The sequence below is a fragment of the Neorhizobium sp. IRS_2294 genome (genome assembly GCF_050500145.1).
GTDB lineage: Bacteria > Pseudomonadota > Alphaproteobacteria > Rhizobiales > Rhizobiaceae > Neorhizobium > Neorhizobium soli.
The window spans coordinates 1828004-1848413 of record NZ_CP191439.1; the positions used below are offsets into that span (position 1 = coordinate 1828004).

Here is a 20410-nt window from a genome sequence, read left to right on the forward strand (position 1 = left end):
AAAGCAAACCTTTCCCGATCACTCCACGGTGACGGATTTGGCAAGGTTGCGAGGCTGATCGACATCCGTGCCCATAAACACGGCCGTATGGTAGGCGAGCAGCTGGATCGGCAGCGAAAAGATCATCGGTGAAATGATCTCGTCTACATCCGGCAGCACGATCGTCGCCATCGTCGGAAGTTTCGAGGCAGCGGCTCCCTTCTCGTCGGTGATAAAGATGATCTCGCCGCCGCGCGCCGCCACTTCCTGCATGTTCGAAACGGTCTTTTCGAAGAACCTGTCATGCGGCGCAATGACGATGACCGGCATGTGCTCGTCAATCAGGGCGATCGGTCCGTGCTTCAATTCACCGGCTGCGTAGCCTTCCGCGTGAATGTAGGAGATTTCCTTGAGTTTCAGAGCACCTTCCAGTGCTAGCGGATAGCTCGTGCCGCGACCAAGATAGAGCACATCCTTGAAGCGCGAAAGCTCACGCGAGAGCGCCTCGATCTGGGGCTGGATGTCGTTCAATACCCGGCTCATGATTCGCGGCATCTCGGCTAAGTGCTTTACCATCGCCTTCTCGTCGCTCTCCGTCACTGTCCCGCGGACGCGACCGGCGCCGATCGAAAGAGCCGCCAGAACCGCGAGCTGGCAGGTGAACGCCTTGGTCGAGGCGACACCTATCTCCGGTCCTGCGAGAATTGGAAACACTGCATCCGATTCGCGCGCGATCGTCGACTCGCGGACGTTGACGATGGCGCCGATCTTCAGGCCCTGTTCCTTGCAATAGCGCAGGGATGCGAGCGTATCGGCTGTCTCGCCGGACTGCGAGATGAACAGCGCCGCCTGGCTGGGCGACAGCGGCAGTTCGCGGTAGCGGAATTCCGAGGCGACGTCGATCTCGACGGGAAGGCGAGCGTACCGCTCGAACCAGTATTTGCCGATAAGACCGGACAGATAGGCCGTACCGCAGGCGGAGATCGCGAGACCGGACACCGTCGAGAAATCAATCGCCGTATCCGTCGGCTTCACCGTGTTGGTGGCAAAGTCGATGTAATGGGCAAGCGCATGGGAGATGATCTCCGGCTGCTCGTAGATCTCCTTCTCCATGAAGTGGCGATGGTTGCCCTTGTCGACCATGAAGGTCGCGGCCTGCGAAATCTGGCTCTTGCGGGTAACAGGCCTGCCTTCGTAGTCGATGACCTCGAGACGATCATGGGTGATGATGGCGCAGTCGCCATCGACCAGATAGGTGATCTCGTTGGTGAAGGGCGACAGCGCAATCGCATCCGATCCTAAGAACATCTCTCCCCGACCATGACCGACGGCAAGCGGCGGTCCGAATCGCGCCGAAAAGATCGTGCCGGGCTCGTCCTCGAACATCACGACCAGCGCATAGGCGCCGGAAACGCGGTTGAGCATGGCAAGCATCGCTTCGCGGTGCCCCAGGCCTTCGCGCGTGTAATGCGCCAGAAGATGCGCCACGACTTCTGTATCCGTCTGGCTGGTGAACACAGCCCCTTCGGCGATCAGGGCGTCCTTAAGTTCGGAGAAATTCTCGATGATGCCGTTATGAACAACCGCGACTCCGTCGACGAAATGCGGATGCGCGTTCGTCTCGTTCGGAACGCCATGCGTCGCCCAGCGGGTATGGGCAATGCCGATCATGCCCGGCAGCGGCTCTCCATCGAGCTTCTTCTCGAGGTTGAACAGCTTGCCCTCGGCGCGGCGGCGATCGAGCTTGCCCTCGTGGATCGTCGCGACGCCGGCGGAATCATAGCCGCGGTATTCCAGCCGCCGCAACGCCTCGACCAGACGCGTCGCTACCGGCTCCTGGCCCACGATCCCGACAATCCCGCACATATAGGCCTCTCCAATTCTTCTCGTTCGATCGCGAAGTCCTAGCCGATTGCCCTCGCCGTGCAATCACCGGCGCGGTCACTTTCGATGTCGAACAGTAACGCGAAATCCTTAATGGGTCGGACCTGCCGCTGCGGCCTGTTCGAAGCAGTTCTTGCCCCTCCCGCAGCGACGGATCCTTCCGTCTTCAATGTAGCCCCGGACGGCTACTTCGCCTTCGATGCCTTGATCGCCAGCGCGCGCTCGCGAATGACCTTCGCGCGGCCCGGCTTCACTTCCTGCCGGGCGCGACCAAGGGCCAGCGCATCGTCAGGCACATCCTCGGTAATCACACTGCCTGACGCGACATAGGCCCCGTCGCCGATCGACACCGGCGCAACCAATGACGAGTTGGATCCGATAAAGCTGTTCGCGCCGATCCGGGTCTCATGCTTGTTGACGCCGTCATAGTTGCAGGTGATCGTGCCGGCGCCGATATTGGCATGCGCGCCGATGACGGCATCGCCGATATAGGTCAGGTGGTTCACCTTGGCGCCCTCGCCCACCTTGCCGTTTTTCACCTCGCAGAAATTGCCGACTTTCGAGCCCTCGGCGAGATCAGCCCCTGGCCGAAGCCGTGCGAATGGCCCGACTGTCGCACCCGAACTGACATGCGCGCCTTCGATATGGGAAAACGCGTGGATGATCGCACCGCTATCGATCGTCACGCCGGGCCCGAAAACGACATTCGGCTCGATCAGCGCGTCCTGCCCGATCTGCGTATCGAACGCCAGGAAAACGGTTTCCGGCGCAATCATCGTGACACCGGACACCATCAGTTCGTGCCGGCGGCGCTCCTGCCACAGGCGCTCGATGTAAGCCAGTTCCGCCCGGTTGTTGCAGCCGGTCAGTTCCGTTTCGGGCGCATCCACGGCAACGACCTTGCCGCCGCTCGCCCGGGCGATCTCCACGAGATCCGTCAGGTAGTACTCGCCCTTGGCATTGGCATTGCCGATCTGTTCGAGCAGGGCCAGAGCCTTGGCACCGTTGATTGCCATCAGGCCGCTATTGCACCAGGTGACCTTGCGTTCCTCCTCAGTCGCATCCTTCTCCTCGCGGATGGCGACAAGCTCACCATTCTCCACCAGAAGACGACCGTAGCCGGTCGGCTTGTCCGTGTGGAAGCCGATGACCACGACATCGGCGCCATTCTGCAACTCAGCCCGAGCGGCCATGAACGGGGCAGCGGTAATCAACGGAACGTCGGCATAGGCCACCAGAACGTCGTCGAAACCTTCCGCGATCGCGTCACGCGCCGCGAGAACTGCGTGTCCGGTGCCAAGCCGCTCCGTCTGCAGGAAAGCTTTGACCGATATCCCGCCGATCGCACCTGCCTTGGCAACCTTGTCTGCGTCGCGGCCGACCACAAGTGCTGCGTCCGTCATGCCGGCCGAAGCGACCGCTGCCATCACATGCGCAATCATCGGCCGCCCGGCGACCGGATGCAGCACTTTCGACATGGACGATTTCATTCTCGTACTGTCGCCAGCGGCAAGAATGACGGCAAGGCAGGAACGGCTCATTTCAGAATCTCCTTCGGCGATCGCCGCCTGTGTAGCAGCAACTGTCTTGAAGGGCGATAAACGGCATATGTCCAGAAGAAACAAAAAGGGCGCCGATGAGGGCGCCCTTTAGAATTCAGCTTATAGACGAGCTCACTTCGGCAGCTGGTCGTCCACGCCCTGGATGTAGAAGTTCATGCCGAGCAGAACGCCGTCCTCGGCCTTTTCGCCGGCCTTCAGCCACTCAGAACCGTCCTGCTTGTTGATCGGGCCGGTGAACGGATGCAGTTCGCCGGACTTGATCTTGGCTTCGGTCTCTTCGGCCATCGCCTTCACGTCGTCAGGCATGTTGGTGTAGGGCGCCATCGTGAGAATGCCGTCCTTCAAGCCGTCCCAGATCTGCTCGGACTTCCAGGAGCCGTCGAGAAGCGCTTTGGTGCGCTTGATGTAATAGGCGCCCCAGGTGTCGACGATCGCAGTCAGCTGCGTCTTCGGACCGGCGGCGATCATGTCGGAGGCCTGACCGAATGCGAAAATGCCGCGCTCGGCTGCAACCTGCATCGGTGCCGTCGTGTCGGTGTGCTGGGTCAGGATATCGACGCCCTGGTCGACCAGTGCCTTGGCAGCATCGGCTTCCTTGCCCGGGTCGAACCAGGTGTTGGCCCATACGACTTTGAGCTTGAACTCAGGATTGACCGACTTTGCGCCGAGTTCGAAAGCGTTGATGCCCATCACCACTTCCGGGATCGGGAAGGATGCGATGTAGCCGGCAACGCCCTTCTTCGACATCTTCGCAGCGATCTGGCCCTGGATGTAGCGGCCTTCGTAGAAGCGCGAATTGTAGGTCGCGAGGTTCGGACCAGCCTTGAAGCCGGTTGCATGTTCGAACTTCACGTTCGGGAATTTCGCGGCAACCTTCACGGTCGCATCCATGAAGCCGAACGAGGTCGTGTAGACGATCGCGCAACCGGAGCGGGCCATGCGCTCGATCGCACGTTCGGCATCCGGACCTTCCGGCACGCTTTCGAGGAACGGCGTCTCGATCTTGTCGCCAAGTGCCTTTTCCAGCTCGATACGGCCGCGATCATGCGCCTGGGTCCAGCCGCCGTCGGTCTTGGAACCGACATAGATGAAGCAGACCTTCTTCTTTTCCTGGGCCTGCGCGCCGGTCGAGAAACCACCCAGAAGGGCGGCCGACGCGGCTAGGGCGATAATCAGTTTCTTCATTTCCTAAACCTCTATTGGCTTGAAGACGGGGTGTGCTTACCGCGGTCACCGATCGGGGACGAATGCCTTTCCGAGCGAAGCCGGCGTATTGATGAGCGTCGTGCGACGATTATGCGAGATGATGATGAGGACGACAATAGTCGCCACGTAAGGAAGTGCGGACAGAACCTGGGACGGAATGCCGATACCGAACGCCTGCGCATGCAGCTGCCCGATCGTCACGGCCCCGAAAAGATAGCCGCCGGCGAGAACCCGCCATGGCCGCCACGAAGCAAAGACGACGAGCGCAAGCGCAATCCAGCCGCGTCCAGCCGACATGTTTTCCACCCATTGCGGCGTATACACAAGCGACAGCTGCGCACCGGCAAGACCCGCACAGGCGCCACCGAACAGCACTGCCAAATAGCGCGTGCGGATGACGTTGATGCCGAGCGCATGCGCCGATCCGTGGTTGTCGCCGATCGCGCGAAGCTTCAGGCCGCGACGGCTCTTGAACAGGAACCAGTTGATGCCGATGACAAGCGCGATAGACAGATAGAAGGTGAGATCCTGCGCGAAGAGAACGCGGCCGACGAAGGGAATATCGGACAGAAGCGGAATGACGATCGGCTGCAGCTTGATGCCCGGCTGACCGACAAAGCTCTCGCCGAGCTGGCCGGAAATGCCGAGACCGAGGATCGTGAGCGCCAGCCCCGTCGCCACCTGGTTTGCCACCAACGTCAGCGTCAGGAACCCGAACAGCAGCGAAAACAGCCCGCCGCCGACAATGCCGGCGACGATGCCGATATAGGGCGAACCGGTCATCTGCGTCGCCGCAAAGGCGCAGACGGCGCCCATGATCATCATGCCTTCGACGCCGAGGTTAAGCACACCGGCACGTTCAGTGACGAGTTCGCCGAGCGCTGCGATGACGAGCGGCGTTGCGGCAGTGATGACGGTCAGAAGGATCGCCTCGAACATCAGCTCTTCGCCTCCGCCTGGCTTCCGGCAAAGATCAGCCGGATGCGGTAATGGATCAGCGTATCGCAGGACAGAACGAAGAACAGCAGCAGGCCCTGGAAGACGCGGCTGACCTTGTCGGAGATCCCGATCGAAAGCTGTGCCGCCTCACCGCCGAGATAGGTGAGCGCCAGAACCAGGCCCGACGCGATGATCCCGAGCGGATTGAGACGCCCGAGGAATGCCACAATGATCGCGGTGAAACCGTATCCGGGCGAGATAGACGGCTGTACGTGGCCGATCGAACCGGATACTTCCGAGATCCCCGCAAGCCCGGCAAGTCCGCCGGAGACGAGCATCGAGAACCACACCATGCGCCGTGCCGAAAAGCCGGCAAAACGCCCTGCCCGTTCCGACTGCCCAAGCACCTGAACCTCGAAACCCTTCAGCATGAAGCGCATCATGAACCAGAGCGCCACCGCGGCAATGATCGCGAAGGCAAAGCCCCAATGGGCCCGGCCGGAGGCCAGCATTTCCGGCAGCACCGCCTCGATCTGGAAGCTCTTCGTCTGCGGAAAATTATAGCCCTGCGGGTCACGCCATGGGCCGCGGACCAGCCAGTCGAGAAACAGCTGCGCGATATAGACCAGCATCAGGCTGGTCAGAATTTCGTTGGTGTTGAACCGCGTCTTCAAAAGTGCGGGAATACCCGCGTAGAGCGCGCCGCCGGCAATGCCCATCAGAAGCATCAGCGGCAGGATCATCGGCGAATGCCACTCGGGATAAAGAACCGGCAGGATCGAACCCGTGATCGCCCCGATCGTGAACTGGCCCTCGGCGCCGATATTCCAGTTGTTCGAGCAGTAGCAGATCGAAAGCCCGACCGCGATCAGGATCAGCGGTGCGGCCTTGACGGCCAGTTCATGCAGCGACCAGACTTCGAGAAGCGGCTCGATAAAGAAACTGTAGAGCGCCGATCCCGGGTTCTTGCCGAGAGCCCAGAACAGGATGGCGCCGCCGATCAGTGTCAGCACCAACGCCAGAAGCGGCGAAAGAACCGAAAACAGTGTCGAGACGCGGGCGCGCTTTTGCAGTTCAATGCGCATGCGTTGCCTCCGGCGAGGACGGCATGGCGTCAGGGATGGAATGGCTCTCATGGATGCCACCCATCATCAGCCCGATCCGCTCCAGCGACAGGCTGCCGACCGGATGCGGCTCCGACAATTTGCCCTCCGAGATAACAGCGATATTGGTTGCCACCTCGAAAATCTCATCAAGGTCCTGGCTGATCACGACGACGGCGGAGCCGGATTTCGCCAGATCGATCAGCGCCTGCCGGATGCGGCTCGCAGCCCCGGCATCGACGCCCCAGGTCGGCTGGTTGACGATCATGATCGAAGGCTGCCGATCGAGTTCGCGCCCGACAACGAATTTCTGCAGGTTGCCCCCCGAAAGCGATCCCGCCAGCGGATCCTCGCCACTCTTGCGCACATCCATCTGCTGGCAGATGCGCTTGGTGGCCGAGCGGATCGCACCGGAACGCACGATCGACGCCAGACCACCCGACAGAAATGCCTTCCGGTCCGGCTGGCTGCGCGCCAGCAGCAGATTGTCGGTCAGCGACATGCCGGGCACGGCAGCATGACCATGCCGCTCCTCGGGCACGAAACTCGCACCGAGCAACCGCCGGCCATTGATGCCGGTGCGACCCACCGCCTTGCCGCGGATCTTGATCCGGTCATCATCGGCAACCGGATACTCGCCAGACAGCGCATCGAAAAGCTCGCTCTGACCATTGCCAGCAATGCCCGCAATCGCGAGGATTTCGCCCGCCCTAACGCGCATAGAAATGTTCTTGAGACTGACCGCGAATGGCGAGCGCGCCCTCACTGTCAAATCGGTGACATCGAGCTGAATGTCGCCAAGCGCCACCGTCTCGTCCCGATGCACCGCGGCAACTTCCGTCCCCACCATCATCCGGGCAAGTGACGCTGGCGTCTCCTGCCTCGGATCGCAGGCGCCGGTCACCTTGCCGTGGCGAAGCACGGTGGCGCGGTCGCAGATGCGACGCACTTCTTCCAGCCGGTGGCTGATATAAAGCACCGAGCGGCCCTCGGCCTTCAGCTTGAAGAGCGTCTCGAACAACCGGTCCGCTTCCTGCGGCGTGAGCACGGAGGTCGGCTCGTCGAGAATGATCAGCTTCGGGTTCTGGAGGAGAGCCCGCACGATCTCGATCCGCTGGCGTTCACCGACCGAAAGGTCTGCCACATGCGCATAAGGATCAAGCGGCAGTCCGTACGCCTTGGAAAGCGAGGCAGCCTCTTCGGCGATCTTGGCAAGCGGCGTTTTCGGATCGAGAGACAAGGCAATGTTTTCGGCAACCGTCAGCGCTTCGAACAGCGAGAAGTGCTGAAACACCATGCCGATGCCGAGCTGCCGGGCTTCCCCAGGCGAACCAATCGTCACCGGGTTCCCCTGCCAGACAATCTGCCCGCCCGATGGCTGAAGCACGCCGAACAGCATTTTTACGAGAGTGGATTTGCCGGCACCGTTTTCGCCGAGCAGCGCATGGATTTCACCCGGCGCGATATCGAGATCGATACCACTGCACGCAGCAAAATCGCCGAACAGCTTCGTCAGTCCACGGACCGACAAAAGCGAAGCAGCCTGCTCGCTCTCGGAAAAAGTCACGACGTCCCCTTGTTCATCCGCGCGCCCGGTCTTGTGTGCCGGCATTTTCGCGTCGCAGTATTATTTCTTCTGACCCCACCCGGTTAACCCGGGTACTGGGTTGATATTGATACCGTTTTTGTTGCCGTGCACAACAGCAAACAGATGCGATGTGAAAAAACGCAACTATTTTCCAAGACCTGGAAAAAGCTGCATGATGCCGCCGATGCAATACAGATAAAGACTGCTGATCACGACGCCCCAGACGAGCCAGTCCGGCGACTGGAAATGCAGGAGCAGCGAGTAGCCGGCGAGCGCGCACCAGAGCAGGCAGATCCCGAGATTGAGCGACCGCAGGCGCTTGACGCGCACCGGATGGAGGAAATTGATCGGCAGGAAAGTGGCAACCACGGACACGGAAACGACGATCATGGCCGTCGTCGCACTGGCATCGATGACGAACAGCGTCAGCACCACCATGTTCCAGACGACCGGGAAGCCGGAGAAGAAGTATTCATCCGTCTTCATGCCCATGTCGGCATAGTAGATCGCACTCGACACGACGATGGCACCAGCCGCAACAAATGACCAGGGTTCGCCGATCATGCCGCTCTGATAGAGCGCGAAGGCCGGCAGGAGAACGTAGGTAACATAGTCGATGATGTTGTCGAGCGTGTCGCCCGACCAGTTCGGCAGGACTTCCTTCACATGCACCTTGCGCGCGATCGGCCCATCGATCCCGTCGACCAGAAGTGCCAGCCCCAGCCACCAGAACATGTCGACAAATCGATGTTCTGCCGCAGCCACGACACCGAGGAATGCCAGGAAGGATCCTGACGCCGTCAGGAGATGCACGGAGAAAGCCCGGATTTCCGCGTAAGGGACGTTCCGATAATTGAATAGTCGCCTGAACACGCGTCCCCCGCCTTTCCGTGAAGCCTGCGAGATATGCGGCCAATTGTCCCCGTTTGCAACTGCGCATGCCGGCGCACACCTGATTATGACCGGGAAAACCAGGATTTCTCTCGATCCCTCGTGGGCAGCGCGTGCCGAATCTGACGCTGCTACGGCTGGAATTACGGCCAGCACTCTATAAATACGGTGAGAGCGAATGGCTCCGGAGGTGACAGATGCACGAGTTCGAAATTGCCGTCGTTGGCGGCGGCCTGACAGGATCGGTAGCGGCGCTGGCTTTTGGTCGAGCCGGCCGCAAAGTCGCGCTCATTTCGCCGGCATCCGAGCGAGACGATGGGCGCACGACCGCGCTGATGGATCAATCCATCCGCCTGCTCGATCGGCTGGGTCTTTGGGATATCATCGCGCCATCGGCCGCGCCGCTGTCGATCATGCAGATCATCGACGGCACGACTCGTCTGCTGCGCGCGCCTACTACACAGTTTCGTGCGCAGGATGTCGGGCTCTACGCGTTCGGTTACAACATTCCCAACAACGCTCTGTCTCCGGCGCTGGATAAGGCGATCAACCTGGAACCGAACGTCACCCGGTTCACGCATCAGGTCGAAGCCTTCGACCTCGACGGCGATCGCGCTCGCCTTACCTTATCGGACGGATCAGCTATGGCGGTCGATCTGGTCATTGGATCGGACGGGCGCAAGTCGAGCACGCGCGAGGCCGCTAGCATAGGTGTCCGCCGCTGGTCCTACCCGCAGTCCGCCCTGGTGATGAACTTTGCCCACACGGTGCCGCATCACAACGTTTCGACGGAATTCCATACAGAAACCGGACCGTTCACGCAGGTTCCCCTGCCCGGCTCCCGCTCCAGCCTCGTCTGGGTAGTGAGACCCGAAGAAGCCGAACGGTTGATGGCGACCGATCTCGACCAGCTGTCGCAGCTCGTCGAAGACCGCATGCAGTCGATGCTCGGAAAGGTGACCGTCGAAGCCGCCCCGCAGGCCTGGCCGCTTTCGAGCCTGATGGCAGACCGGTTCGGCAAGGGTCGTGTCGCACTTGTCGGCGAAGCCGCGCATGCCTTCCCCCCGATCGGCGCTCAGGGCCTCAACCTCTCGCTGCGTGATATCATCACGCTGAGTGATCTGGTGACGGACGAACCGGACAGACCGATTGGCGCGGATATCGGCGATCGTTTCAACCGGAGCCGCCGCCCCGATATCATGACCCGCACCTTCGGTGTCGATCTCCTCAACCGCTCACTTCTGTCGGACTTCTTGCCCGTCCAGATGCTACGGGCGGGCGGTCTGCAGGTCTTGAAAAACGCCCCGCCGTTACGCAATCTGATGATGCGGGAGGGGATCGAACCGGGCCGCGGACTGCGCGAAATTTTTTCTGGCCTAAGGAAGCAAGCCCGCAGATAGAAAACCGGAATGGATGAGATAAAGGATCGCTGGCAGGGTGAAGACAGACGCCAGCGTGATAATCAGGATGCTCGCCGACGCGCGCTCCTGCCAGACGCCATATTGCTGGCTGATGACGAAGACATTGGTGGCTGTCGGCAGGGCTGACAGCAGCGTCGCCGAGTAGATCCAGACCGGTTCGAAACCACCGATCAGCGACAGGACCGAAAACGTCGTCAGTGGCAGTACGATCAGCTTGAAGACGGCGATATAGCCGATCTCGACCGGAACACGCCGCACCGGCCGCAGCGCCAGTGTCACACCCATTGCAAAGAGCGCGCAGGGCGCCGCCGCTTGCGCCAGATAATCGACAAGCCGCTGCACCGGCTCGGCCGGCTGCCACGCCATCGCGGCGAATGCAAAGCCGACAGCTGTCGAGATGATGAACGGGTGCAGCAGAACCTTGCGGGCGATATCGCCCGCCACCGCCAGCGGTGATCGACCGTCGCCGCCGGCTGCCGCCATCATGGCGGGTGCCACGATGAAATGGGCGGCGTTCTCGAAGCAGACGATCAGCGCCACCGGAACGGCAGCCGCTTCGCCGAAAGCGAGCAGTGCAAGCCCCGGCCCCATATATCCGATGTTGCCGTAAGCGCCGGCAAACGCCTGGATCGTGCAGTCCTCGAATGACGTCTTGCGGATCAGGAACCCGATAAGGAACACCACCGTGAAGATCAAATAGGTCGCGAAGATCTCGCCAAGAATGAAGTCGACCCGCGCCAGTTGCTCCATTGGCGTGCGCGAGACGAGCTTGAAGAACAGCGCCGGAAGTGCCGCATAGATGATGAACGTGTTCATCCATCCAAGCGCCTCGGCCGGTTGTTTGGTGACCTTTGCGGCCACGTAGCCGATCAGGATCAATCCGAAAAACGGTAGCAGCAAGCCGATGATGTCGCCCATGCCGCCTTTAATCCTTACCGCGGTTGACCTTATGGCCGTTCCGTTAGCCGATTTGCATCAGGATTGGAAAGGTCTGCTGGAACCAGATCGCGGCTGACGTCACGAAACCGAAGATGAATGCAAGGCCGGTCAGGATCAGCAACACGCCCATCGCCTTCTCGACGTGACCGAGATGCCGTCGAAAGCGGGTGAGGAACCGCATGAAGGCACCGGAGAACCCGGCAGCGATCCAGAACGGCACGGCGAGACCGAGCGAATAGATCGCCAGAAGCATGGCGCCCTCGCCCACCGTATCGCGCGACGCGGCAACACCGAGGATCGCGCCGAGAACGGGACCGATGCACGGCGTCCAGCCGAACGCGAAAGCCAGCCCCATCACGTAGGCGCCAGACAGCGTCGCCGGCTGTCCACCGCCATGAAACCGCGCCTCGCGCGCAAGCAGGCCGATCCGGAACACGCCGAGGAAATTCAGGCCCATGATGATGATGGTCACGCCGCCGATCTTGGAGAGCAGGTCGAGATGCTGCCGGAGAAGAACACCGATCGTCGAAGCACCGGCGCCAAGCGCAACGAACACGGTCGCAAAGCCGAGGGTGAAGAAGAACGCGGCCAAAAGAACCGCGCGGCGCGTATCCTTTGACCGCGACACGGCCGCATGCCCGTCGCGAAACTGGTCGACGGAAATCCCGGCCATGTAGCACAGGTAGGGCGGCACCAGCGGCAGGACGCACGGGGAAAGAAACGATAGGGCGCCGGCAATCAAGGCACTCAGAAGAGAGATATCAGCAATCGACACGTTTTGGTCCGCAGGTTTTGATCGGAAGTTTCCCACCGTGGAATCGATTTCACCTAAGCATGCCGCGTCCGGAAAGCCAGTCACCTTTTTGCGCGCAGACGAAGCGGCGGGGAAAAGCGTTGAGGAACGCAATTTTGCACAGCTAGCGGGGTTGACCGCAAAGAGTGACCTGCATATGTTCCGCGCACTTTCAAAGGATGCCTCGGCAGTCTTTAGGGAGAGCGTAGCTCAGCTGGTAGAGCAACTGACTTTTAATCAGTAGGTCCAGGGTTCGAACCCCTGCGCTCTCACCATTTATCCAGATAATGTGGTGAAACTCGACGCTGGCGAAGATGGACTTCAGATGTTCCGTAGTCTTCGACCTGCATCAAATCATGTGAAATTCCCCCGATGATGAACAACCCTTGGTCAAAACCTGTCGTCGTCCTGATTGGCGAGCCGCCTGTCGAAACGACAGTCGAAACGACCCAGGCTGCGGCCTGGGCGATGATCGAGGACTGGCCTGTCGAAGACGGTCCGCTGATCGACCGTGCGCTGATCGTGTGCGCCGAAGTGGATGGTGGAAAACGCAAGCCGGAAGACGCCCGTGCGGCCTTCGTCGCTGCTGCCGAGGAAGCCGGCGTTCTCGTCAGCGCCTGAGACCAATAGCTGCCTATTGGTCGCTTTCCGCTCACTCGTCACGGAACGTGTGGTTGATCTGATCCATCATCGGCTTGGTCAGATAGGAGATGACCGACCGGTCGGCGACCTTGATAAACACCTCCGCGGGCATTCCTGGATAGAGCGACAGGCCCTGTAACCGCGCGATATCGCCTGCATCAGGCGCAATCCGCACGATATAGGAGGCAGCGCCGCTACGCTGATCGACAACCGAATCGGGCGAGATCGACGAAATCTTGCCCTGGACTTCAGGCGTAGTCTTCTGGTCGAAAGCGCTGAAGCGGATGTCGACACTTTGTCCCACGCTCAATTGGTCGATGCTGCGCAAAGCGACCTTCGCCTCGACCGTCAGGCTGCGCGTCTCCGGCGACAGCAGCATCAGCGCCTCGCCCGGATTGGCAACGCCGCCCACCGTGTGCAGCGCCAGCTGATAAATGTAACCGTCAAGCGGTGCGCGAACGTCGAGACGGTCGAGCTGGTCCTGTATGGCGATACGGCGTTCTTCTGATTCGGCGATCTTTGCCTCGACATCGGTCAGGTCACGCGCGTTTTCCGTCTGCCTGTCTTCGTCGAGCTGCAGGATCTGCAGGTTGATCTCGTTGATGCGGCCATGCGCCTGCGCCCGCGTCGCGATCATCCGTCCGCGATTGCCGTCAAGCTCGGCGCGCTGGCGCTTCAGCGTGTTGACACGCTGCATCGTCACGAGCTGCTTTTCGTAGAGCGAGCTGATAGCCGTGTGTTCCTCATCGATCAGCACGATCGAATCGTCGATCGACTTGATCTGCAGCGTGGCGCCCTCAATTTCTTCGGCCAACTGGCTCTTCCGCTCGGCGAGCTGCTTCTTCATACCCTCGAGCGAGGCGCGACGGCTGAGGAAGAACTGCTGTTCGCCTTCGATCAGGATGCGGTTCGTCTGGGAATTGATACCCGCGGCCTCGGCTTCCTTGACCGTGAAGTTCTCCTCACCGCGGCGTTCCGCCTGCAACCGCGCGCGCCGCGCGTAAAGCTGTGCCAGCGTGCTGTTGGTAATGCCGAGATTGGATTTGAGCGACGTGCCATCCAGCCGCAGCAGGACGTCCCCCGCTTTGACATGCGCGCCTTCCTTGACGAGCAGCTCGGAGACAATACCGCCGGTCAGGTGCTGCACCTTCTTGGCATTGTCCTCGATCACGACACTGCCTTCGGCCACCACCGCATTCGACAATGTCGTGCTGAGTGCCCAGCCGCCGATGCCGCCGACAAGCAACACGCTCAACGTCGATACGAGCAGGATATGGCGCTTCAGCGAACGCTCGGCTGTTGTCATCTTGAGACCTATTGCCTTATCTGTTCCGGGCTTTCCCCGACGACCTTGAGCGGCGAACTTCTCTCGTTCGGCTGGTTCTCGCGCCGAAGCACCTTCGAGAGCACCTCGTCCTTCGGTCCGAAGGCCGCAAGACCACCGTCCTTCATCATCAGCACGAAATCCACGGCCGCGAGCGCACTCGGGCGGTGCGCGACCACAATCACGATGCCCCCGCGTTTGCGGATGCCGATGATCGCGTCCGTCAGCGCGACCTCGCCTTCCGAATCGAGATTGGAATTGGGCTCGTCCAGAACAACCAGAAACGGCTTGCCGAACAACGCACGCGCAAGCCCGATGCGTTGGCGCTGACCGGCCGAAAGCATGGAACCACTCAAGCCAATATCGGTATCATAGCCGTTCGGCAGGCGCAGGATGAGGTCGTGGACGCCCGCAGCCTTTGCCGCCTCAATGACATCGGCCGCATCAGGGTTTTCACGAAACCGCGCAATGTTGTCCGAAACGCTGCCCGCAAAAAGTTCGATCTCCTGCGGAAGATATCCGAGATGGCGACCACGGTCCTCGTCGCTCCACTGGTCGAGCGCTGCGCCATCCAGCCTGACACTGCCGCGATAGATCGGCCAGACGGCCGTCAGAGCCCGCACGAGCGATGATTTGCCGGATGCACTCGGTCCGATCACGCCGAGAGCGCTGCCGGCCTGAAGCGTAAACGATACATTGGAAATCACCAGTTTCTGCAGCCCAGCCGGGCCGCTCGAAAGGCTCTCCACCGCCAGACTTTGCTTCGGTGCGGGCAGCGACAGAGGCATATCGGCCTCCGGCAGCGCGTTCAGCATATGCCGCAACCGTTTCCAGGCCTGCTGGGCCGAAACGAAGCCGCGCCAGTTTGCAATCGCCTGCTCGACCGGGGCAAGCGCGCGGGAGGTAAGGATGGACGACGCGATGATGATGCCGCCGGATGCCTGGTTTTCGATGACGAGCACCGCGCCGACGGCAAGGACTGCCGATTGCAGCGCTATGCGAAAAATCTTGGTAACGGACAGGTATCCGTTCGAGGTATCGGAATTGGTCTGATAGCTGCTGCGATAGTTGGCGTTTGTGGCAGTCCATTGCCGTGAGAAGTCGTTTGCCATGCCCATGGCCTCAATGACTTCGGCATTGCGTTGTGCCGCCGAAAGAAAGGCGCTGCGCTGGCCGGTCAGTTCGTGCACTTTCTTGGCGGAAACCTGCGTGCTGCGGTTGGTGAGGTAGGTGAGCACCATCAGGATGAGCGCCCCACCGACTGCCATATAGCCGATGACCGGATGAAACAGAAAACAGATGGCGACATAGAACGGCAGCCACGGCAGGTCGAAAAAGGCCGGCGGCCCCGCGCTCGAGACAAACGAACGGACCTGGTCGAAATCCTTCATGATCGAAAGACCGTCGATCGACGCCTTCGTCTTGACCGGCGCCTTGAGCATCATCTTGAAAACCCGCGACCCCATCGTATCATCGATGATGCCGGCAATCCTTGTCAGCATGCGGCTGCGGGTAAGCTCGAATGCGCCTTGAAATAGATACAGCATCAATGCCAGCAAGCTGAGCGCGATCAGCGACGGGATGCTGCGGCTTGGGATGACGCGATCATAGACCTGCAGCATGAAGAATGAGCTGGTGAGATAGAGCACGTTGACCAGTCCGCTCGCGACCGCGACCGCAACGAGACCGGTTCTGCTCGGCGCAATGGCTTCGCTCATCGGATCTTTGGAGGCTTGCCGTGGGGATCCCGAAGCGGTTTCGGCCATAATGCGCAATCCTGATGCAGGGATCACACCTATTACCCGTAACGGGTTTAAAGTTCAATAAAGCCGCGCGGCAGACAGATCGCTCCGGCACAAGTGCCCCGCTCTCGTCCAAGGACGTGCCGGGCCAAACCATTTGTCAATCAACAATCCGCAAAGTTCTTAAATCGGCGGCTATCACGAATTGGTTTACGGAACCTTACTTCAGGACCGCCGTTCTGAGGGCAAAGGAGTCTCAGCATGAGAATAGTCTTCGTCGCTCTTATCGGTTCGGTCCTCAGTATTCTGGTGTTCAAGTATTCTGATCACTCGCTTGGCGATACGGAAATACTCGCGTCTCCGACCCAGTTGTCGGCTGCCAACTAGGATCATCCCAAAGAGAAAAAGGACCAGCTTACATCATCGCGATCTCAAGCGATCGCATCACGAGAGGAAGTGCAAGCATGACCATGCGTAATATTCTGCTGGTATGTTGTTCAGCTGCTGTTGGTGCCGTCTTTGTAATTCTTGTTGGCATTCCAAACACGCCTGTTGCCCACGAGAAATCCGCTCGCTTGAGTGGCGCCGCGACTGAAACGGCTTTTCTTCCCGAGCGCTTCGGGGTCCCCCATCCAACCCGTTGAAATTTTTGATGCGTAAACAAAAAAGGCCGGCGTCAGAAACGCCGGCCTTTTTGCATGCTGAATTGCTTCAGTGGATCGGCTTGCCGCCGTCTTCTTCTTCGAACGTCACTGCGACGTCACCATCTGCAGAGAGACGAACCTTGTCGCCTTCGACATCGGCAACGAGTTCAAGCGAAATGAAATGGTGATGGCCTTTATGGCTCCCCTCACCGCTATCCTTCTTGGTCAGCTTGATACGGTTTCCTTCAACGCGGTCAACCGTTCCGATGTGGACGCCGTCCGCACCGATCACTTCCGCATGTTCCTTGATAAGGGCGACATCGATCATCTGAGTTCTCCTTTGTGTGTTCAGCCATAACGCACAACCGCGAAGTTCGATGCAGTGCCTCCGATACATTACCGACATTTAAGTTGGCCACCGGCTGCTTTCATGCGAATGCCTCGTTCCAGAGTTGCAAAGCCGCGGTTTCGACGCGATCCCTCGCTAGACCGGAACGGCTCGCGCTATTTCCACCGCATCGAGGATAGCCATTGAACGTCCAGTCCACTCCCCCAGCCAGCCGTAAACAGGATGCGCCTGATCTCGCCGCGATCCTTGCGTCTTCGGGCAAGCGGAAAAAGCGTGGACGTTGGTTTGTCTGGCCTCTCCTCATCCTAATCGCCGCCGCAGCCCTGATGGCTTACTCTTATTTCGGCAGCAGCGGCCCACGATACGATTACACGACGCAGGCCGCAAAGCGCGGAGACCTTGCGGTAGTTGTCACTGCAACCGGTTCCGTCCAGCCGACCGATCAGGTGGACATATCGAGCGAGCTTTCCGGCACGGTCAGGAAAGTCAACGTGACCTATAACAGCGCGGTCAAGGCCGGCGATGTGCTGCTCGAACTCGACACCAGCAAGCAGGAAGCGGATGTGCAAAGCGCGCGCGCTCAACTTGCGTCCGCGAAGGCCAATGTCCTGAAGGCCGAGGCAGAAGCGGCTTCCGCGAAGATTTCATTCGACCGCCTGACGGCACTCGTCGCCAATCGCATTTCCAGCCAGCAGGATCTGGACGCGGCGCGCTATGCCTACGAGTCGGCCGTTGCGACGAAGGACATCAATCAGGCCGCGATCCTGTCCGCCGAAGCAAGCCTGAGGCTTGCCGAGGTTAACCTCGGCAAACTGACGATCGTATCTCCGATCGACGGGATCGTGCTGACCCGCGAAGTCGATCCCGGTGCAACGGTCGCCTCGTCGCTCAATGCACCGGTCCTCTTCACAATCGCCGGCGACCTCAAGCGCATGGAACTCCAGGTCTCCGTCGACGAGGCGGATGTCGGCCAGGTCAAGGACGGGCAGCCTGCGCGCTTCTCGGTCGATGCCTATCCGGAGCGAAGCTTTCCGGCCACCATCGAGACCGTCAGGTTCGCCTCCGAGACCGTGTCCAATGTCGTGACCTACAAGGCGATCCTGACCGTCGACAATGCCGATCTGCTGCTGCGGCCGGGCATGACGGCCACGTCAGACATCACCGTCCAGTCGGTCAAGGATGCGCTGCTTGTCCCCAACGCAGCGCTTCGCTACTCGCCGGCCGCCACCGCACGGCAGCGCGGCAACATACTCTCCCGGCTGTTCTCGCCGCCACGCCCGCCCCGCAAACGCAACCGGGGCGAAGAGGCCGCAAACAACACGCGCGCCGTCTGGGTACTGCGCAACGGCGAAGCACAGCGCGTGCCCGTCGAAACCGGGCCGACCGATGGCCAGTTCACGGTCCTGAAATCAGGCGAAATCCGCGACGGCGACGAACTGGTGACGGATGCTGTCGCAAGGGCGCAGTGATGGACCTCGCCGTCACGCCTGCACCCCTCATCGCATTCGACAAGGTCTCGAAGTTCTACGGGCGCGGCGAAGCGACGATCCGGGCGCTGGACCAGATCGACCTTGCCATATCCGCCGGAGAATTCGTGTCGATCATGGGACCGTCCGGGTCGGGCAAATCGACAGCGATGAACATCATCGGCGGGCTCGATATCCCCTCATCCGGCGAGTTTCTGTTTCAGGGCGTTCCGACAACAGATTTCAGCCGGGAGCAACGGACGCTTCTGAGACGCCACATGCTGGGCTTCGTGTTCCAGGGGTTCAATCTGCTCGCCCGGACATCTGCCGTTGAAAATGTGGAGCTTCCGCTCGTCTATCGCGGCATGCCGCCCAAGGAGAGGCGCGCACGTGCTACTGTGGCCCTGGCTCAGGTCGGTCTCGCCGGACGCGAAGGCCATACCACCCAGGAACTGTCCGGCGGCCAGCAACAGCGCGTCGCGATCGCAAGGGCCATCGTCACCGATCCGGCCGTGCTTCTCGCCGACGAGCCGACAGGCAATCTCGACACCAAGACGAGCATGGAGATCATGGACCTGATCACCCGGCTCAACCGCGACAACGGCATTACCGTGATCATGGTCACCCATGAGGAAGATATCGCAGCCTACGGGTCGCGTCTCTTGCGCTTCACGGATGGTCACCTCGTCTCCGACGAACCCAATCTCGAAAGGGCAAGCCATGCTGCTGGAAGCCGCTAAGCTCGCCTGGCGGGCGATCAGCCGCAATCTGCTGCGCTCCTTTCTCACAGTGCTGGGCGTCGTGATCGGCGTCGCAGCGGTCATCGCCATGGTGACGATCGGCAACGGCACGACTGCGAAGGTGCGCGATGAACTGTCCCGCCTTGGCACCAACACCCTATTCATCCGTCCGGGCCAGTGGGGACCGGGACGCGCGAGCACGGAAGCCAAGCGCTTCACCGACAAGGATGTGCTGGCGATCAAGGAGCAGATCTCCGGTCTTCGGGGCGTCGCACCGATCAATCGCGGGACAGCCACGGTCATCGCCGGCGGCGCCAACCATTCGTCGAGCGCTGTCGGCACCACCAACGACTATTTCATCGTGCAGGATTGGGATATGGCGCTCGGCCGCAATTTCAATCCGAACGAGGATCGCGGCAGCCATGCGGCCTGCATCATCGGCGAGACGGTGCGCAAGCAGCTGTTCGGTGCCGCCAACCCGGTCGGACAGTTGATCCGGGTCAGCAACATCGCCTGCCCGGTCGTCGGCGTGCTCGCGGTCAAGGGTCAGTCCGGCATGGGTGACGACCAGGACGACACCGTCATCATGCCGCTGAAGCTGCACCAGCGGCGGATCGGCGGGACGACGACGATCTCCAGCATCGTCATATCCGCTCAGGATGGCGTCTCGACCGCCAAGGTCCAGTCGGATGTCGAAGGCCTGCTGCGCGAGCGGCGGCGCATCGCGATCGGACGCGATGACGACTTCTCCGTCAACGACATGTCGCAGATCGCGGCCGCGATGACGGGAACGACGGTTCTGCTGACGGGCCTTCTCGGTGCCGTCGCGGCCGTCAGTCTTCTTGTCGGCGGTATCGGCATCATGAACATCATGCTGGTTTCCGTCACCGAGCGAACCCGCGAGATCGGCATCCGGCTGGCGATCGGCGCACTCGAAAGCCAGGTTCTCCGTCAGTTCCTCGTGGAGGCCGTGATGCTGTCGATCTTCGGCGGCGTGACGGGCATCATAACAGGCCTTGCGCTCGCCTACGGCGTCGTCAGCTTTCTTGAGGTGCCGTTCGTGGCCAGCCCGACGATCATCCTTATGGCCTTCGCCTTTTCCGCAGCGATCGGCATGATCTTCGGTTACTTCCCGGCCCGACGGGCAGCCCAGCTCAACCCCATTGAGGCTTTGCGCCACGAATAGACAGCGCAATAA

At 60.6% G+C, this 20410-nt stretch carries 19 protein-coding genes and 1 tRNA gene; 8 read left to right on the forward strand and 12 right to left on the reverse strand.

The features are described 5' to 3' along the window. Positions 1 to 18 precede the first annotated feature (18 nt). The 7 genes from glmS to pcsA all read right to left on the reverse strand — a co-directional run bounded on the left by glmS (position 19) and on the right by pcsA (position 9134). Positions 19 to 1845: a glutamine--fructose-6-phosphate transaminase (isomerizing) gene (glmS, locus tag ACQY1K_RS08910; protein WP_430257107.1), complete on the reverse strand. Its 1827-nt coding sequence runs from the start codon at positions 1843 to 1845 to the stop codon at positions 19 to 21. Between the two features lie 203 nt (positions 1846 to 2048). Then, positions 2049 to 3404: a bifunctional UDP-N-acetylglucosamine diphosphorylase/glucosamine-1-phosphate N-acetyltransferase GlmU gene (gene glmU, locus ACQY1K_RS08915; RefSeq protein ID WP_430257108.1), complete on the reverse strand. Its 1356-nt coding sequence runs from the start codon at positions 3402 to 3404 to the stop codon at positions 2049 to 2051. A gap of 132 nt (positions 3405 to 3536) precedes the next feature. Then, the gene (locus ACQY1K_RS08920; RefSeq protein WP_430251627.1) at positions 3537 to 4610 is read right to left on the reverse strand and encodes a BMP family ABC transporter substrate-binding protein; all 1074 of its coding nucleotides are present in this window, start codon (positions 4608 to 4610) and stop codon (positions 3537 to 3539) included. 45 nt (positions 4611 to 4655) lie between these two features. After that, the gene (locus ACQY1K_RS08925) at positions 4656 to 5570 is read right to left on the reverse strand and encodes an ABC transporter permease (RefSeq protein ID WP_062580772.1); all 915 of its coding nucleotides are present in this window, start codon (positions 5568 to 5570) and stop codon (positions 4656 to 4658) included. After that, positions 5570 to 6655, reverse strand: coding sequence for an ABC transporter permease (locus ACQY1K_RS08930; RefSeq protein ID WP_430257110.1), 1086 nt, complete (start codon positions 6653 to 6655; stop codon positions 5570 to 5572). The genes ACQY1K_RS08925 and ACQY1K_RS08930 overlap by 1 nt, the downstream gene beginning before the upstream one ends. Beyond that, positions 6645 to 8285 (reverse strand): ABC transporter ATP-binding protein, encoded by a 1641-nt coding sequence (locus ACQY1K_RS08935; RefSeq protein ID WP_430257112.1) that lies wholly within the window; start codon positions 8283 to 8285, stop codon positions 6645 to 6647. Before ACQY1K_RS08935 ends, ACQY1K_RS08930 begins: the two co-directional genes overlap by 11 nt. A gap of 120 nt (positions 8286 to 8405) precedes the next feature. Beyond that, positions 8406 to 9134, reverse strand: coding sequence for a phosphatidylcholine synthase (gene pcsA, locus ACQY1K_RS08940; protein ID WP_430257114.1), 729 nt, complete (start codon positions 9132 to 9134; stop codon positions 8406 to 8408). Positions 9135 to 9349: 215 nt separating this feature from the next. On the opposite strand from pcsA, the gene ACQY1K_RS08945 reads away from it, so the two are divergent. Next, on the forward strand, positions 9350 to 10552 hold the full coding sequence (locus ACQY1K_RS08945) for a UbiH/UbiF family hydroxylase (RefSeq protein WP_430257116.1): 1203 nt from the start codon (positions 9350 to 9352) through the stop codon (positions 10550 to 10552). Here the strand turns inward: ACQY1K_RS08945 and ACQY1K_RS08950 are convergent. Next, the gene (locus tag ACQY1K_RS08950) at positions 10529 to 11491 is read right to left on the reverse strand and encodes an AEC family transporter (protein ID WP_430257118.1); all 963 of its coding nucleotides are present in this window, start codon (positions 11489 to 11491) and stop codon (positions 10529 to 10531) included. The genes ACQY1K_RS08945 and ACQY1K_RS08950 overlap by 24 nt on opposite strands. A gap of 43 nt (positions 11492 to 11534) precedes the next feature. Then, positions 11535 to 12287, reverse strand: a complete 753-nt coding sequence (locus tag ACQY1K_RS08955) for a cytochrome c biogenesis CcdA family protein (protein ID WP_430257120.1) — start codon at positions 12285 to 12287, stop codon at positions 11535 to 11537. A 217-nt stretch (positions 12288 to 12504) separates the two neighbouring features. Here ACQY1K_RS08955 and ACQY1K_RS08960 point away from each other — a divergent pair. Both ACQY1K_RS08960 and ACQY1K_RS08965 read left to right on the forward strand, forming a co-directional pair. Further along, a tRNA-Lys gene (locus ACQY1K_RS08960) sits at positions 12505 to 12580 on the forward strand. Between the two features lie 100 nt (positions 12581 to 12680). After that, on the forward strand, positions 12681 to 12926 hold the full coding sequence (locus tag ACQY1K_RS08965) for a DUF982 domain-containing protein (RefSeq protein WP_062458038.1): 246 nt from the start codon (positions 12681 to 12683) through the stop codon (positions 12924 to 12926). Positions 12927 to 12957: 31 nt separating this feature from the next. Here ACQY1K_RS08965 and ACQY1K_RS08970 read toward each other — a convergent pair whose 3' ends face one another. Together ACQY1K_RS08970 and ACQY1K_RS08975 are read right to left on the reverse strand one after the other, a co-directional pair. Then, positions 12958 to 14253: an HlyD family type I secretion periplasmic adaptor subunit gene (locus ACQY1K_RS08970; RefSeq protein ID WP_062580782.1), complete on the reverse strand. Its 1296-nt coding sequence runs from the start codon at positions 14251 to 14253 to the stop codon at positions 12958 to 12960. Positions 14254 to 14261: 8 nt separating this feature from the next. Continuing rightward, positions 14262 to 15989: a type I secretion system permease/ATPase gene (locus tag ACQY1K_RS08975; RefSeq protein ID WP_430257121.1), complete on the reverse strand. Its 1728-nt coding sequence runs from the start codon at positions 15987 to 15989 to the stop codon at positions 14262 to 14264. A 285-nt stretch (positions 15990 to 16274) separates the two neighbouring features. Between ACQY1K_RS08975 and ACQY1K_RS08980 the strand changes: the two genes are divergently transcribed. Together ACQY1K_RS08980 and ACQY1K_RS08985 are read left to right on the forward strand one after the other, a co-directional pair. Further along, the gene (locus tag ACQY1K_RS08980; RefSeq protein WP_256413796.1) at positions 16275 to 16400 is read left to right on the forward strand and encodes a hypothetical protein; all 126 of its coding nucleotides are present in this window, start codon (positions 16275 to 16277) and stop codon (positions 16398 to 16400) included. Positions 16401 to 16477: 77 nt separating this feature from the next. Further along, the gene (locus ACQY1K_RS08985; RefSeq protein ID WP_430257122.1) at positions 16478 to 16657 is read left to right on the forward strand and encodes a hypothetical protein; all 180 of its coding nucleotides are present in this window, start codon (positions 16478 to 16480) and stop codon (positions 16655 to 16657) included. 67 nt (positions 16658 to 16724) lie between these two features. Here ACQY1K_RS08985 and ACQY1K_RS08990 read toward each other — a convergent pair whose 3' ends face one another. Beyond that, positions 16725 to 16985 carry a DUF2171 domain-containing protein gene (locus ACQY1K_RS08990; protein WP_062456750.1) on the reverse strand — a complete coding sequence of 87 codons (261 nt, stop codon included), beginning with the start codon at positions 16983 to 16985 and terminating at the stop codon, positions 16725 to 16727. A 203-nt stretch (positions 16986 to 17188) separates the two neighbouring features. Between ACQY1K_RS08990 and ACQY1K_RS08995 the strand changes: the two genes are divergently transcribed. Genes ACQY1K_RS08995 through ACQY1K_RS09005 form a run of 3 tightly spaced genes read left to right on the forward strand, consistent with a single transcriptional unit; the run spans position 17189 to position 20398 of the window. Next, positions 17189 to 18475 carry an efflux RND transporter periplasmic adaptor subunit gene (locus ACQY1K_RS08995; RefSeq protein WP_430257123.1) on the forward strand — a complete coding sequence of 429 codons (1287 nt, stop codon included), beginning with the start codon at positions 17189 to 17191 and terminating at the stop codon, positions 18473 to 18475. Beyond that, positions 18475 to 19212 carry an ABC transporter ATP-binding protein gene (locus ACQY1K_RS09000; protein ID WP_062580788.1) on the forward strand — a complete coding sequence of 246 codons (738 nt, stop codon included), beginning with the start codon at positions 18475 to 18477 and terminating at the stop codon, positions 19210 to 19212. The genes ACQY1K_RS08995 and ACQY1K_RS09000 overlap by 1 nt, the downstream gene beginning before the upstream one ends. Further along, the gene (locus tag ACQY1K_RS09005) at positions 19193 to 20398 is read left to right on the forward strand and encodes an ABC transporter permease (protein WP_430257124.1); all 1206 of its coding nucleotides are present in this window, start codon (positions 19193 to 19195) and stop codon (positions 20396 to 20398) included. Before ACQY1K_RS09000 ends, ACQY1K_RS09005 begins: the two co-directional genes overlap by 20 nt. Positions 20399 to 20410: the final 12 nt, after the last annotated feature.